This is a genomic window from Leptospira noguchii serovar Panama str. CZ214, from assembly GCF_000306255.2.
Lineage (GTDB): Bacteria > Spirochaetota > Leptospiria > Leptospirales > Leptospiraceae > Leptospira > Leptospira noguchii.
Map to the genome: position 1 here is coordinate 144,380 of NZ_AKWY02000034.1, position 15,791 is coordinate 160,170.

The following is a 15,791-nucleotide window of genomic DNA, read 5'->3' on the forward strand; positions in this document are numbered from 1 at the left end:
ATCCGATTTTTGCACAAAAACGTTGTTTTGCGGGCATCATCAAAATTTAAATCCCATCTTAGCTTAAATTCGGCTGAGAAAAAATTTCCTAAAAGTATGAGTTCCTACAATTTTAAGAATTGTTTGTAAAATCGAGATTTGTGAGAGTTCCCACATCATTTTACGGACAAATCTAAGTTTTGTAATAGTTCCCACTTGAATACGACAGTTATAAACTTCTATTTTAACGTGAGCAAGGCGTAAGAAAAAACGGGCGAATCCGGCTGCTATAAGCAGCCGGACCGGGCTCTCCGCTCTGGTCGATAAATTGTATGCAAGAAACTTAATACAACATATTGTCCTTAGGTTCAATTTAAAACGCGATCCGTAGAAAGCCATAACCTTACCCACAAGTTGAATAGGATTTTAGAATCAAAATTGAACTCAGCAAAACGTTTTCCTGAACTCAGCGTCTCGCTCCCCGAACTCAGCAAAACGCTTTTTACGAAAGCGTTTTAGGTCGTTCGACAGGTCGCGTTTGAAACTCAACACAACGCTCTCTATGAATCGCGTTGTGGGCTCAAAAACACACATTTTTCAAGTGTTCCGACAAGAATGAGTCTTTTAACTTGCAAAAAGTATGTTTTTCTGATAGAGAAAAGTCTTCCGAACTTCTCCACCTGAATTGCGACCCATGGGAAGCAATTCATTGAGTTACCCCCACCCAAAACGTGGGAAAACTAAAGCAGAACGCTCTCGACGGATCGCGTTCTAGGGTGGGAACTCAGTTTTACAGAGAATTTGTCGTAATTCCCACAGATTTAATATTGAGATCCAAATACTTGTGGGTAAGGTTATGGTAGAGAGCGTTTTGCTGAGTTACTTCGACCCCGCGCATCAATCCCTTTCGCGTTATGCGAAACTCACGTTATTTTATAAATTGTGGTAGTTCCCACAGATTACGTCTCTTTTAATCTTTTTTGCGATTTTAAATCATACTTTTCCGAACGAAATTTTGCAGTAGTTCCCACATTAAAAAAAATCAATCTATAAAGTTCAGATTCTAACTTTTTTCAGAATTATGGGTTCTTACGCCTAATTCACGTTAGTTATGGATGAACTGATTCGAGTTGTGGAAGTAGTTCTGTTTGTAATAAGGGAAAATATTCCACTTCAATTTCATTTTCCGAATTACAAAAAAGTCTGGTGATTCTTTCTAAATTTAGAAACTTTTCCTGTTTTGTCACTACGGGTGTTTGAAGATTTTGATTAAAATGAAGAAACGATTTTCCTTCGTTTTGTCTGTTTTGTACAAAAACGTCGTGGTCGTTTTTTCTTTTTTCTATCATTCGATTCAATTTATCTCTTAGAGAGTGTAGGTTTTCAAATTGAGTCTTTAATAAACCGGGTTCTAGGTCGAACCCGATTGAATTTCTACAATTGCCGATTGCAGCCAGAGTGGTGGTCCCTGTCCCTAAAAAAGGATCTAAAACAACGTCTTCTTTGAGAGAATACATTAGTATAATTCTATTTGCGAGTTCTAAAGGATACGCGGCACTTCTTTCTCTACCAGCGAGAAGAGAACTTAGTCCCTGTTTTTTCCCCTTAAAATCCCATACATCCGTAAACCAAAAGTTACGTTCTTCCCAGAAAAAAGCGCTTTCCATACGGGATAAACGCTCCGATTTTGTGGAAAACTTTCGTTTATTATTTTTTCTGAATATTAAAATATGCTCATGTTCTAAGGTTACATACGCACCTGCTGGGAGTGTGCCGGAGCCCATAAATTTATTAGGGGAATTTGTTTGTTTTCTCCAAAGAATACCTGGAAGGCTTTGGAATCCTATCGAATTGCAACCTTGTAGAATCCTTGCGTGATTCATATAAATTCTAAAACCAAAAGCGGTGTTTCTTGTAGCATCTCCTATATTGATTACAAGAAAACCTCCGTTTTTTAAAACGCGAAACGATTCTTTCCAGACCTTATCTAATTCGAGATGCATTTGTTCGTAAGAAAGATTGGGATCGATAAGAAAATTTTTCTGAATTTCTTTAGAAAAACCAAAAAAAAGTTCATCCCACATTTCTATCATAGGATAAGGAGGAGAAGTGAGAACCAAATCCACTGATTCCGAATCGAGAGGAAACGTATCTCTAGAATCTCGAAAATGAATCCTATGAATCGTTCGTTTCATACCTATAAAAATTAGAATTTAATCTTTATTTTTTATGTCTACTCAAAACGTTTTTAAGAGTTCGACTCAGATTAAAAAACTAAACTTTAGGCAAATTATAAATTTATAATAAATACCCGGTAAAATTAAAATCAAATTTCAATTAGAAAGCCGTCCGTAGAACGGATTAAAAGAAGTCCTCCACCTTCTGGTAGTTCGTCTACTCTAAATTCAGAATGATTTTCCCATATGTCCAAATCACAAAGAATCAAATCGAATTGTTTCCAATTTTCTGGAGTTAGGATTTTCACTTTTTCTTTTTTGAGATTCTGTTTGATCTGGGGTTGGTTAATAGAGCCATTTAGATCCACGATCGACAGTTTAGAATTGTAGTTTGCCGCCAGTCTTTTCGCGATCTGAAGAAGTTCTAAATCTTTTTCTCTACCAAATAAGATATGTATGTTTTTGATGTCTTGTAATTGAGAGGAAAATAAAATTCCAGTATTACAATTTGTTTCGTTCAGTATCGTTCTAATTTTTCCACCTAAAATATCATCCGAAAAAAAAGAACGTGCAGCACCGATTAAAAGTAGTTTATAATTTCCTTCGTTTACAATTCGAATAATGTCCTTAGTAATATTCGTAGAGGTTTTATAGATCGTACTCAGACTTACATTTAAATCTTTTGAAAGTTCTTTCAGAGGAGTAAAACTCAAGGATTCGTATTTTTCCGCGTGGGATTCAGAAATATTGGAATCAGGAGATAAATGAACGGCTGTAACTTCTCTTTCTTTCTTTTTTTCTGGAAAAAGTCCATAAGCAATCTTTAATAATTCTAAACCTCTCGTATGTTGGGCAAAGGAGATTAGAATTCCTGCATTCAAAACTGGTTTTACGTCAATATCTCGTTTTGTAAAAAAGAGTTCTATCAGTTTAAGTCCGGGCCCGGTCATCACCGTTGTAGTCAAAGCCATAAGTACCATCATCGAAAAAATTTCTTCAGATAATACTCCTAAGTCATACCCTATATTCAGTACGATCAGTTCCATAAGGCCTCTGGTATTCATAAGGATTCCGATTGAAAAAGAATCCATCCAACTTTTACCAGATAGACGAGAGGCGATGGCGCTTCCACCTAACTTTCCTAATACGGCTACAAAAAGAATTAGAAAAAAAACGGGCCATAATCCTGAACTTGACAAAAGACCGAACTTAGTTCTCAGTCCCGTAAACGCGAAAAAAAGAGGAAGTAAAACGGTAAGGCTGAAGTCTTCAATTTTTTCTACCAGATTGTTTCTGAGTTCTTTTTTATCCGGCATTACTACACCGGCTAAAAATGCTCCGAAAAGTGCGTGGATTCCGATCGCTTCTGTGATCCAGGCAGAAATAAAAATGAATAAAAAGAAAAACGCGGTGATTGATTTTGTCATGGATTCTTTGGTGGTGTATAAATTTCCGGCTCTTTTCATCAAAGGAAGAATTCCTTTCCACATTACGAACATATATGTCAGAGACATTACGATCATCAAAATCCCGGAAGAAAAAGAACCTGCATTTACGATCGTAACTACGATTGCTAATACACACCAAGCGGTTACGTCGTCCGCTGCAGCGGCAGTGAGGGCAAGGCTGCCTAACGTTGTTTTAGTTAAACCTTTTTCTAAAATAATTCTGGCAAGAACTGGAAAGGCGGTGATACTCATACCGATTCCCATAAAAAGACAGAATGCAATAAAATCTACACCTTCGGGAGCTAACGGTACATAGATCAAATAAGCCAGCCCCGCACCTAAAAGAAACGGAAACATAATGCTTGAGTGAGAAATGATAATTGCAGACTCGGCTTGGTTTCGTAGAATTTTTAGATCCAATTCCATTCCTACTACGAACATAAAAAGTAAAAGACCGAGTTGACTGAGTATTTGAAGTGTGGAAAGAGATTCTTTAGGAAATAAAAGTTGAAATCCTTCTGGAAAGATCAAACCAAGTAGAGACGGCCCAAGAAGGATTCCAGCGAGTATTTCTCCGATTACAGAAGGTTGTCCTAAACTAGTCGCTAGTTTGCCGCAAAATCGGGCGGAGAGTATGATCACTATCAACTGAAGTAGAAGTCTAGAAATTGGTTGTTTAAGATGTCCGGAAAAATTTTTTCCTATTGCTTCCAAATCTAAGAAGCCTGGTCTGGGAAAGTTTATCTTTGAAGATTCATTTGGGATGTTGAGATTCTTCTTGGATAATACCTGAGAAGAATGAAAATTTTCCTTTTCCAGTTCCAGATTTTGTCCTGACTGTAGTATAAAACCTAAAGATAGAATGAATAAGAAAATTAGAAAAATATAAAATAGCGATATTTTTTTCATGTTCGGAGGCATTGTAGGAACGAATTCCTGTTTCGTCATTCAGATTTTTAGGATAGTTTAAGGAATGATCAATTCGTCTTTGAGAATCTTAGAGGCGAGTTCCGCCGCTTTCAAAGGGCTTGTAATTTGCTGCGAAATTCGGATACGTGTAAGTAAAAGCCATCGAACATTCGACTTTTGAAAAGAAACCCAAAACCAGGAACTGGTTTCTTCTTGTGTATAATAAAATGCAGAATCAGATCTATAGTCTTCCACTCCATTCCAGTCTCCCGAAAGATCGTGGCTTCCAGTTGCATTGGAGAATGAACCTGGAGTTCTTTTTAACAAATCCCAGACGCTTTGAATCGTCTTTTTACGAATAGGCGGAGGAGTTTCTTGAAGTCGGATTAAAAAATCTACAAACTCGGAAGGTGAAATTGTATAAGAACCGTCCGACCAAAAAGAATTTCGTGTGTTTGGAATCTGAAAGATTTCTATTTTTTCTAAAAGTGGTTTTCCCTTTTCCGGTCCTATATCATTCCATAAATTTGTAAAATACCAGTGTACAGAATATTCTAAGGCAGATTTTAAATTTTGATCTTTTTGCCAACGAATATATGGGTATCTAGTCTTATCCCAGAAAAAAAGGGTTTGATTCTCTTTTAAATAACCTCCTTCTACGGAAATGAGCGCTAAAGCAGAATGGAACAAAGAAGAAGGAGGAGTTTTATGAAAACATTCATCTTTTTGAAAGTAAATTTTATTGTTTGTGGTTTGGTTGACTAAGATCGCACAATGGTTTCCCTTGAGACTTTTTTCGGAAAAAGATTTTGTATTTAGACTAGAATTAGAAGAATTAATCTTACAAGAAAGAAACAAAAGAATTACTAAAAAGGATAAGAATCCGTTTTTCATTAAATCTAAAACCGATCACATCAAAATAGAAATACAAATTAGAACGAACGCGATCGGGATATAAATAAAGAAAAAATAAATTTTCCCCGCTTTCTTCCAAGGTTTTTGCATTTTAGGACGTATCATTTCTAAAAGTTCTTCTTCGTTGGCTTTGTAAAGTGTAGAAGAATCGTTCATTCCAAATAGGTTGGCAGCAAGACGTCTAAAAGTTTTTTCTCTGTAAATCCGTATATAATCCATACTTAAAGCGACTAACGTTTGATTCTCTGAAAATAGGTTACGAAATACCATAGGGATTTCGTAAAACTTTCCGATCAATAGACTGGAAACTCTGGTAAAAAGTCCTAAATAGAATAGAGAAGCATATTTTACGGATTCTAACTTTAAACCGAATACGATTACAAAACAAACCAGATAAGCCCCGTACCCTACGATTAAACCGGCCCTTTCTAAAAATCGATTCCAATAGACTTCTTTTTCAAATTCAAAATCCAGGATTTCCAAAGATGATTGTGTCGTATCGTTAATTAGAGGCATGTGTGAATTGAATTCAAAAAAGAGAATGTTTATCCATACAAAATTTTCCCAAAGAAATGACAAACCAAATCGTATGCCGTTTTTTTAGAGAGAAACTTTTAAAACGATAATACTTACATTTTTGGTTTTCGTAGACTTTCTAAGTTGAACGTGAAAGGGATCGATGGAGGGAACTAAAACGAAATGCTCTTTCAAACTCAGTGTCTCACTTCTTGAACTCAATGTTATCACTTCATCCGGGGCGCTGCCGCTCTACAGAACGCGTTCTATTGAAACTAAAGACGATTGTTGTATCCTATTTCCTTTATACAATCTATTGACCAGAGTTGAGGGCGTGGTTCACGCTGTCATAGACAAGTTAGATTTCGTCCAGATTTTCTTACGTCGAACTCACTTTAAGTTTATGTTTTTTTAATTGAAATAGACGTTTAAGAAAAAAAACGAACTCGAACTAAAAATCCGTTCTCCTTTTCTATTTCTAATTCCCCTCTTAATTGAAAACAAAACGCTTGAATTAGACTCATTCCTGTCATAGATTTACTTTTTTCCGATTTTTCTCCGATTCCGTTATCTGAGATTTCTAAAATGAAATACCCGGAATCCGATTTTTGAAACGATACTGTAATTTTGCCCTTACGATTTTCTGGAAAAGCGTGTTTGAAAGAATTGATCATTAATTCATTTAAAATCAATCCGCAAGGAATTGCCTTGTCAACCGAAAGTAGTGTTTCTGCTATATTACAATTTAATTGAATACTTCCGTCGTTTGGACCGTAAGAAATAAAAATATGATTTACTAATGTATTTAAATATTCCTTGGTTTGAACGACTTTGTATGAATCGTTTAAAAATAGATATTCCTGAACAATGCCCATTGATTGAATCCGATCGATTGCTGATTCGATCGCCTTTTTAGCGAGTTCTGATTCTGCTTTTTCTCGATCCAAATTCAACATTCCTAAAATCAAATGAATATTGTTTTTTACTCTGTGTTGGATTTCTTTAAATAAAGTTTCTTTATGATTTAAAGATTCTATCAGTTCTGATTCTTTTTTTGTGTGAGTTAGAATTTTATTTTGAAGTTTTCTGTTTGTATTTTTGTAAATTAGAAATAGACGTTTTTGTTTTCGGATTCCATTTAAGATTTCTAAGATCAAAAACATAAGAATCCCGCATAAAAAAGTAAAGTTAGCTCCTATTACAAAAACTTGAAAGAAAGTAGTCGATCCGGTCCAGATTTTATAATGAATAAAAAGGATTCCTGAAAAAACGAAGGCAGATGTGATCATCCAACTCCAAAATGCAAAAACACGGTCTAAAAAAATTCCGCAAAAAACGGGAACCAAAAATAACCAAAGAATTCCTGCTCCTTCTAAACCGATTTTAGTATAAAGTAAACAACCTAAGATAAAAATTAAGGATACTAAAAAGTAAGATTTAGGTTTGTAGAATCGATTTGGAAGTAGTAATAAAAACCATACTAAAAGAAGTGCAAGAGTGTCTAAGATGACTACTTCTCCTAGTCCTTGTTGCCAGGCTAAATATACGCTTGGGATATAAATTAAAAAACCAAAACAAGAAACTAAAATCAAAATGACTTGTATGATGTTTCTTTTCCAAACGCTCAAGTAGGTAGAACGATGAGAGAGCAGTTTGAATGATTTTTCGAAATGAGAAAAAAGATTCATGTCGATCCAAACATTTACAACTTTCCGATTGCGAAATAACAAACGTTCAATTCGGTTCCGGAAAAATCTTTCTCATCTTATTTTTGTCTTGAGTTTTTTAAAATATGTGAGCTTTTGCTCATTATTCTGAAAACAATAGATTTTGAAGCCGTTGATAGTTTGAAATGGTTTATTTTACCGTATAACGTATAACTTCTTTAGATCGAATGTAAATGTTGTGCAGTCCTATTCAGAACAATCCTCAGATTCAGTATACAATAAAATTCCTTAAAAGCCCAGGGGGGTTCATGAAAATACTAAATTTTGAAACTACAAAAGTTGTTTATTGGTTCGGTTTACTCTGGATTGGAATTTTATTCGGGATTTTAATTTCGGCTTGTTCCGGAGAAAAAAAAGATGAGATCAGTGGTTTTGCACACGTATTGATGATTGATAATTCTTTTTCTCCTCCGATGCAGAAAATTCCAGTCGGTGGAATTGTAGAATTTATCAATTCCGGAAACAATCCACATAACGCGATTTCAGTGGATAAAAATTGGTCTACAGAAAAGTCTTTTGGAAATATAGTCATGTCTCGAGGAACAAAAACGAAAGTTTCTTTTCCAAAAGAAGGTGTTTTTCCTTATTTCTGTTCTTTTCATGCGACTCCAGACGGTAAAAATGGAATGGTGGGAGATATTGTAGTAGGAAACGTTCCTTATAACCCCGCCGCAAAATCCGGGAAATCTTGGAAAAATGTTTCTCAATTTTCTGGAACAACTCGTAAAGTTCCTTCCTCCTATCCTACGATTCAAAATGCAGTGGATGCTTCAAATCCGGGCGATCTAGTTTTGATCAGCGAAGGTATTTATCTGGAAGAAGTTACAGTGACAACTCCTTCGATTACAATTCGAGGAGTGGACCGTAACAAAGTAATCATAGACGGCCAGTTTCAAAGGGGAAATGGGATCATGGTAGTTGCGGCGGATGGAGTTGTAATTGAAAATCTGACGGCAAGAAACGCCACGTTAAACGGCTTTTATTGGACGGGTGTAAAAGGATATAGAGGTTCTTATCTCACAGCACATAACAACGGTGACTACGGAATTTATGCGTTTGATTCTATAAACGGAGTGATCGAACATTCTTACGCTTCTGGTTCTCCCGATTCCGGAATTTATATAGGACAGTGTTATCCTTGTAAGGCGATTATCTATGACGTAGTTTCGGAACATAACGCTTTGGGTTATTCTGGAACCAACGCGGGAGGAGAGCTCTATTTGATTGGTTCCGTTTGGAAGAATAATATCGTAGGTCTTGCACCGAATACTCTGGATAGGGAATTACTTCCTCCAGAAAGAGAAAGTACAATTCTAGGAAACTTAGTTTATAACAACAATAATCCTAAGGCGCCGATTGCAGCTTTAGAATATCCTTCTTTTGGAAATGGGATTTTGATCGCGGGAGGTCTTTCTAATGTGATCCGAAAGAATGTAGTTATTGAACACCAAAACAATGGAATTGTAATTCTTCCTAACTTGGACGAAAACTTTTGGCTTTCACATAACAACGTAGTTCAAGATAATATAGTTTATAACTCAGGAAGAGCGGATATTACTTTGGTAGGTCCGATGAGTACTGGTAACTGTTTTTCCGGTAACCAATATAGAACCGAACTTCCAGCGTTTTTAGAAAAATGGAACGGCTGTGGTTCGCTGATACGGCTTCCGATGGGAGGAGATCTTTCTATGATGCTCGGTGCTCTGGGTTTGATGGTCCAGGCTTCCGGTGGAAGGTTCCCTTCTGGAAATTATAAAGAACAACCCATTCCAGTTCCACAAATGAATATGCCCTTAGGAAGTGCGGCTCCCGTAAAACCTGCGTTAACCGCATTTGAAGATTTTAATCTGGATTTAAATCAAGTGAAACTTCCTAAAGAAGCGGAAGAGATATTAAAAACGATTCCTAGAAAACCGGCACCTACTACAGGTGCAATTACTCTCGTAAAGCCGATTGGTCTTTTTCCGTTTTTCTATCATTGGTTGGGATTTTTACTTCCGTTTGCAATTTATATCTGTTGGACTTCTATGTCTTTGTTGGATCTGAAAGATAGAACGGATTTAGAATTAAACGGAAAGCTCTATTGGATAATAGCGATCCTTTTTGTTCCGATTTTAAGCCCTGCGATTTATCTGGTTGTAGGCGGAAATAAATATCCGAACTGGTTTCGAAGAACTTTGGTTTGGGGTGGATTGATTGTATTCTTCTTGCTTTTGGCTTATACTGGAATCTCTTTGATGAACGGAGTCGGAACCAAAACGATCAGTTAAGTATTTTAAAATATTCAGAAATAATTATAGGAGAACATTATGGAACAAACTATAGGCGGACCTGGATTTTTTGCTTTGTTATTCAACTTTTACGGGTATTACTTTCCGTTTATACTCTACACACTTCTGGCGCCTTTGGCTCTTTCGGATTTAGTAAAAAGAGAGGATGTAGATTCCAAAATTGGTTCTATCTGGACTGGTGCCATTCTTTTGATACCAATTTTAGGGGCGGGCGCCTATCTCGTTGCGGGTGGATCTAAAATTCCTTCTTGGTTAAAAAACATACTCGTTTATGGAGGAGTTGGAATTTTAGTGCTGATTATTTTAGTCACTTCGGTTGCTAAATTTTAAAAAGAAGTTGAATCGTAAACAGTTTCTCAAGTGGATCGGAATCGGAGGTGCTGGTTTAGCCGCCGGAGCAGGAATTAGTTCTATCGGAGACGACGAAAAGAGTGGTCTACTTTGTAAAATACGACCTGGAATCGTAGGAGTTAATAAAGAAACTTCCATCCCTGGAAATCCGGGGAATAATTCTTACGGGAGTATGGTACATCCTCCCTTTCATATTGATCCCACCTTTTTAAACCGGATGGATTTGAAGAATCTAGAAATTTCTTCTTCGGGACCGATTTTAAAACAACACATTAGCATTGTAGAAATTCCTTTGACGGTTGCACACAATACTGTGGTCAAGGCTTGGACTTTTAACGGAATGGTTCCCGGTCCAGTGATCCGAGCCAAATTGGGACAGAGGATGGAAATCACTCTTAGAAACGATTCTGAACATCCACATTCAATCCACTTTCACGGAAGTCACGACCCAAACGAAGACGGCTGGGAACCTGTCGTTATTGGTGGTGAAAAAATGTATCAATTGACTGCGGGTCCGATTGGATTTCATCCATATCATTGTCACGTTCCTCCATTGGCTAGTCATATGGCAAAAGGTCTTTATGGAGGTTTGATCGTGGATCCTCCCGGAGGGCGTCCGCCTGCACACGAATTTATGTTGATCCTTTCTGGATGGGATTTAGAAGACAAAGGGAAGAATGATCTTTTTTGTTGGAACGGGATGGCTGGTTTTTACGATCGATACCCAATCAAGGTTCCGGTTGGTCAAAAGGTGCGTCTTTATATCGCAAACATGTGTGAATACGAACCGGTTGCATCTTTTCATTTACACGCTCAGACATTTGACGTGTTTCGAACTGGAACCAGGCTCGTTCCAGACGATCATACAGACGTGGTCACTCTGGGACAAACAGAAAGGGTGATTTTAGAATTTACTCTTCCTAAAAGAGGAAGGTATATGTTTCATCCTCATCAAACAAAAATGGCGGAGAAGGGTGCAATGGGCTGGATCGTTGCGGTGTAGCTTAACGTAAGTAATCAATTTGAAATTCTAAGAACTCAACAAAAAGTTTTTTGAATAGAGTTTTCGAAAAAATCCATATCTATAAAAGATTTTCTCGATTCGTTTTAATGAAAAAAACGGAAGAAAATTAATTGTTCAACAATTCTAATGTAGATCTATATAGATGGTATTGATTATGCAAAGTTTTAGATTGAAAGCGGTTGATGTTTATTTTTTATACGAATTCAAGTTATTCATAATTATATAATAAAGTACCTAATATTTTGCATGGAATCAGTGTTTTGTGATAAAATTAACGGTACTCAATTTTATAGAGATCAGTAATATAATAGCGTATCTAGGTGAAAGTTTTGAAAGAAAGAATTCTTTTTGTAGTAGTGTTATTTTTTGGAATCGGTCTAGGTTTTTTTGGTTGGAAAGTATGGAAATCTAGATTGGCTATAATTCAAGAACCTATTTTTGTAGAAGAATGGTCTAAGGTTACTTTGAAGAATACTCAAAACCTTGAAATTCCTTTAAACCAAATTCCAGGCAAACTCAAACTAGTCTATTTTGGATTTTCACATTGTCCGGATATGTGTCCAAGAGCATTGATAGATATGTCTTTGGCTGTTAAAGAACTAGGAGACGAGGGTAAAAATTTGACTCCAGTATTTATCAGTGTAGATCCAGAAAGAGATTCACCGTCGCTACTTGCAAAATATGTAAAACAGTTTCCCGAAGGCAAGCTTGTCGCTTTAACGGGTGAAAAATTGAAACTAGATTCTTTGCAGAATGCGTTTGGAGTTGTGTCTAAAAAGGTCAATACACCTCAATTGGAGGGAGGGTATACGGTGGATCACACTGTTTTTATTTATGTTTTAGACGCTCAAAGTAGGATTCTAATGACCTTTCCGGGAGGGATGGATGGAAAGGCAATCGCGAAAGAAATTAGACGTTTTCTTTAAAGATTCAATTTTACTACTGCAATGTTTTACTTGTGATCGCTTCTTACTGTAAAACAATCGAGAAGTATTTTATCAATTTAAAATAATACTGAACACTTTACTTCTAACTGCGCTAGGGATCGACTCGGGGTCAAGTTATTGATCTTTTCAAAATAGATTTTATAATTGAATTATTTTTTCAATAACTTGACCGGAGAGGAGAGCCCGGCCTGCGTTTTGTACAATTTTTATTTTATTTTTCAAATGGATTTAAACGCAGGAAGCGCCCGAAATATTAATTTTTTAGAATATTAAAATCGGTCATTTAGATTTGTAAGTAACGATTTTATAGCCATTTTGGTTTGGTTAACAAGCGGCTAAGAATGTGTTTTATCATAAAAAGCAAATCCTACCGCCGCCAAAATTAAAAGAAAACTTACTGCATGATTCCATTTAATTTTTTCCTTTAATACTAAGGAAGCGAATAAGATAAAAACGCTAATTGTGATGATCTCTTGTAAAATCTTGAGTTGAAACGTGCTGTAACCTTCTTCGTTATATCCGATTCGATTGGCGGGAACCATCAGTATATATTCGAAAAGTGCAATTCCCCAACTTAAAAAAATTGTAAGGGGTAAACTCCAACCGTGAAAAAATTTTAAATGACCGTACCACGCGAAGGTCATAAAAAGATTGGAACAAATGAGTAGAAGGAAGGTTTTCATAAAAGAATATGAATTTGTGGTTTCTAAGAAAGGCAATTCCAATTTAAATTTTATCGTAGTGGATTTGTTTGATTATCTATTGTTTGTTTTTTGGAAGTATAATGATATAAGATCTTATATTCTACCGTTTTTTCTGATTTGAATTCGTATGCTTTTTGTTTTCTGGGGCTATTACTGATCTTTGTAAAATCGAGTGTTGTAAATTTTTATTATAGAGGATTGTTTGAGTGTAAAATATTGGTACTTTATTAGAATGTTGAAAAATTTCATAGTAACGATCAATAAAACTGATTCAATCGACCGTTTCCATGAAACAGAAACTAAGTGGCGAATTCATTTTTCAACAACTCTATTCACATAGTTTTGAATGTAGACTAGAAACGGTTCAAAGTAATCTAATGTTTTTTAGATAACTTTCATTTTGAATTTATTCCCAATATATTATAATGTAGGAACTCTTACAAATCGTGGATTCACAATTAAATTTTGAAAATTCTAGGAACTACTATGAAATACAAAAAGAATCATTGTCCAACCAGATTTTTGCACAAAACCATTGTTTTACGGCGATCATCGAAATTTAGAACCCATTTTAATGTGAGTTCAAAGAACTAATTTTCAAAAGTATAAGTTCCTACAATTTTAGAATTTGCTTGTAAAATCGCGATTTGCAGTAGTTCCCACATAATTTTATAAACAAATTAAGTTTTGCGTGAGTTCCGCATTCAATACGACAAATTCAATTGTTATAAATTTCTATTTTTTAAATTGAGGTAGTTCCCACATTTTAGGAATCGATCTATAAGGTTCAGATTTCAATTCATGGGTGGCCTCACGTTATTTAGGAAGAATCTTTTCAAAATTGCTAAACTTGAGACAAAATTTGTGGGAACTCATACTTTTTATTGTTACAAGGATGTATGAAAATGATAACCGAAATTAACCGTCGATTTTACAAAAATATGGGAGTCCTCAAAAATTGCATCTAATTCGGAATTGTTGGCCGTTTTTAAAGGAAATTGTATATTCTAACTTTTGAAACGAATTTATGGTAATATTATTTTCATGCGTCTTAGTAGTAAGATTTCCTGATAAGATTTAGATTCTTTGATTTGGAAAGGTCTTTCTTTCTTAATATACATAAAAAAAGAACCCCAAACGATTTGGGGTTTTCAGTGTTGGGTTTTAGACTAACGCGTCTTTGTTGAATGTGATTTCAATCTCTCGAATCAATCTAAAAAGTAAGTTCTGTCGGCGGATTTTTGGAAAATGAATCCGCCGACGAACAAAGTTTATTCGGAACGAACCTCTATTTTTTTAGTGAGAGGTTTTTTCTTTGGAAGAGTCAGATTTAAGACTCCATTTTTATAAACCGCAGAGATACGATCCTCTTCTACAGATTCTGTAAGAGTGAAAGCTCTTCTATATTCTCCAGTACGAAACTCAGAATATCTAAGTTCTCCGGATATGTCTTTATTTGAAGTTTTTCCAGAGACGGTCAACTGGTCTTTTTCTAATTGGACTTGAACGTCTTTCTCTTTCACGCCTGGGAGGTCGGCGAGCAGATAGATATTTTCCTCATCGGAATAGATGTCCACTCTGGGAATAAGAACTCTCACTTTTTCTTTTTTGGTTTCTTCAAAAGTATGATTCTCTTGATCAGAATGATTTTTTTGATTTAAAACTGCACTGGTCATTGTATTTCTCCTAATTGTTGTTAGTTGGTTTGAATTTGAATTTTACGTGGTTTTACATTTTCCCGAATCGGTAGGATAAGAGTTAAAACTCCATTTTTAAATTCTGCATTTGCTTTTTCGGAATCTACTTCTGTAGGAAGTTCCAATGTCCTATGAAATTTTCCATGGAATCTTTCTACTCGATTGGCCCCCGGATTCGTTTTTGGTTCCTTTGCAAGAGCTTCTCCATTCAGATGAAGCTGATTTCCGCTTACGGTGATTTCCAATTTTTCCGGATCGATTCCAGGAATCAGAGCCGTAATTGTAACTGAATCGTTTCCTTTGTATATATTCAAAGCGGGATAAGCACTTCCACCATTGAGTAAAAACGGGTCCCAAAGATTGGAAAACTGATTCTGTAGCTTATGAAGGTCTTCAAAGATTCTAAATTGGTTCATGATTGTTTATTCCTCTTTTTGGCAATCTAAAACTTAGAGTGCTAAAAAGTAAAAAAAGTTCCAGCATTTTTTTAAAAAATTAGCAATCTTTTTTATTAAGTGCTAATTGATGAAAAAAACGAGATTGGGAACCTTACTAATACGAGCTTGGTCATGATTCATTTTTCTGAAAAAAGTTGGATTTGAACTTTGCAGATCATTTCTAAAACGTGGGAACTACCGCAAACTACGATTTTATGCATAAATTGTAAAATTGTGGGAACTCATACAATTCAAGAAAGACCACATAATATTTTTGGGAAAGGAACATTTAAGACGTTCTTTTAAGTCTTTTAAGGTTTTTTTAGCAATAGTATTAAAACGGGGGCATCTCACATAAACCCCTTTGCATTTGTGAAAATTCCCACAGATTATGTTGTATTTACGATCATTTTTATTTTAGGAACTACGTTTTTATGAGTTTTGTCTAAAGCAATTTTTGTTAGAGAGACTTTTTAAGTGGTAGTTCCCACATTTTCAAAAAAATTCCTGTTTTTATATACAAATCAGATAGAACCTAATGCGGCAAGATGTTCGGTTGTTTTTTTAAAATATGCTCTTTCTAATTTTTTTCACTATTGATCCTATAAAATTGAATACCATAAATTTTTATTACAAAATTCTATTACAAGTGCAAAATGCTTAAGTACT

At 35.5% G+C, this 15,791-nt stretch carries 12 protein-coding genes and 1 pseudogene; 5 read left to right on the plus strand and 8 right to left on the minus strand.

The features are described from left to right. Window positions 1-1,088: 1,088 nt before the first annotated feature. The 5 genes from LEP1GSC059_RS17965 to LEP1GSC059_RS17985 form a co-directional block, all read right to left on the minus strand. Window positions 1,089-2,174, minus strand: coding sequence for a DNA-methyltransferase (locus LEP1GSC059_RS17965; RefSeq protein WP_002178715.1), 1,086 nt, complete (start codon window positions 2,172-2,174; stop codon window positions 1,089-1,091). A 131-nt stretch (window positions 2,175-2,305) separates the two neighbouring features. Continuing rightward, window positions 2,306-4,552 carry a cation:proton antiporter gene (locus LEP1GSC059_RS17970; RefSeq protein WP_017214656.1) on the minus strand — a complete coding sequence of 749 codons (2,247 nt, stop codon included), beginning with the start codon at window positions 4,550-4,552 and terminating at the stop codon, window positions 2,306-2,308. A gap of 18 nt (window positions 4,553-4,570) precedes the next feature. Continuing rightward, window positions 4,571-5,407 carry a penicillin-binding transpeptidase domain-containing protein gene (locus LEP1GSC059_RS17975; protein WP_017214657.1) on the minus strand — a complete coding sequence of 279 codons (837 nt, stop codon included), beginning with the start codon at window positions 5,405-5,407 and terminating at the stop codon, window positions 4,571-4,573. Window positions 5,408-5,422: 15 nt separating this feature from the next. After that, window positions 5,423-5,944, minus strand: a complete 522-nt coding sequence (locus tag LEP1GSC059_RS17980) for a hypothetical protein (protein WP_036026496.1) — start codon at window positions 5,942-5,944, stop codon at window positions 5,423-5,425. 428 nt (window positions 5,945-6,372) lie between these two features. Further along, a complete protein-coding gene (locus LEP1GSC059_RS17985; protein WP_017214659.1) occupies window positions 6,373-7,632 on the minus strand; it encodes a sensor histidine kinase in 1,260 nt (419 codons plus the stop codon). Here LEP1GSC059_RS17985 and LEP1GSC059_RS22500 point away from each other — a divergent pair. The 5 genes and pseudogenes from LEP1GSC059_RS22500 to LEP1GSC059_RS18005 all read left to right on the plus strand — a co-directional run bounded on the left by LEP1GSC059_RS22500 (window position 7,631) and on the right by LEP1GSC059_RS18005 (window position 12,263). Further along, window positions 7,631-7,824, plus strand: a pseudogene (locus LEP1GSC059_RS22500) (hypothetical protein). The gene LEP1GSC059_RS17985 and the pseudogene LEP1GSC059_RS22500 overlap by 2 nt on opposite strands. Window positions 7,825-7,919: 95 nt before the next feature. Beyond that, window positions 7,920-9,941, plus strand: coding sequence for a right-handed parallel beta-helix repeat-containing protein (locus LEP1GSC059_RS17990; protein ID WP_017214661.1), 2,022 nt, complete (start codon window positions 7,920-7,922; stop codon window positions 9,939-9,941). Between the two features lie 39 nt (window positions 9,942-9,980). Next, window positions 9,981-10,292: a PLDc N-terminal domain-containing protein gene (locus LEP1GSC059_RS17995; protein WP_002178529.1), complete on the plus strand. Its 312-nt coding sequence runs from the start codon at window positions 9,981-9,983 to the stop codon at window positions 10,290-10,292. After that, window positions 10,279-11,316 (plus strand): multicopper oxidase domain-containing protein, encoded by a 1,038-nt coding sequence (locus LEP1GSC059_RS18000; protein WP_017214662.1) that lies wholly within the window; start codon window positions 10,279-10,281, stop codon window positions 11,314-11,316. The genes LEP1GSC059_RS17995 and LEP1GSC059_RS18000 overlap by 14 nt, the downstream gene beginning before the upstream one ends. Before the next feature lie 350 nt (window positions 11,317-11,666). Continuing rightward, complete coding sequence (locus LEP1GSC059_RS18005) at window positions 11,667-12,263, plus strand: SCO family protein (protein ID WP_020981163.1); 597 nt, start codon at window positions 11,667-11,669, stop codon at window positions 12,261-12,263. A gap of 356 nt (window positions 12,264-12,619) precedes the next feature. Here LEP1GSC059_RS18005 and LEP1GSC059_RS18010 read toward each other — a convergent pair whose 3' ends face one another. The 3 genes from LEP1GSC059_RS18010 to LEP1GSC059_RS18020 all read right to left on the minus strand — a co-directional run bounded on the left by LEP1GSC059_RS18010 (window position 12,620) and on the right by LEP1GSC059_RS18020 (window position 15,101). Beyond that, complete coding sequence (locus LEP1GSC059_RS18010; RefSeq protein ID WP_036026449.1) at window positions 12,620-12,967, minus strand: DMT family protein; 348 nt, start codon at window positions 12,965-12,967, stop codon at window positions 12,620-12,622. Between the two features lie 1,292 nt (window positions 12,968-14,259). Further along, complete coding sequence (locus tag LEP1GSC059_RS18015) at window positions 14,260-14,664, minus strand: Hsp20/alpha crystallin family protein (RefSeq protein WP_017214665.1); 405 nt, start codon at window positions 14,662-14,664, stop codon at window positions 14,260-14,262. 20 nt (window positions 14,665-14,684) lie between these two features. Then, entirely contained in the window at window positions 14,685-15,101 is a 417-nt protein-coding gene (locus LEP1GSC059_RS18020; RefSeq protein ID WP_017214666.1) for an Hsp20/alpha crystallin family protein, read from the minus strand. Between the last annotated feature and the right edge of the window lie 690 nt (window positions 15,102-15,791).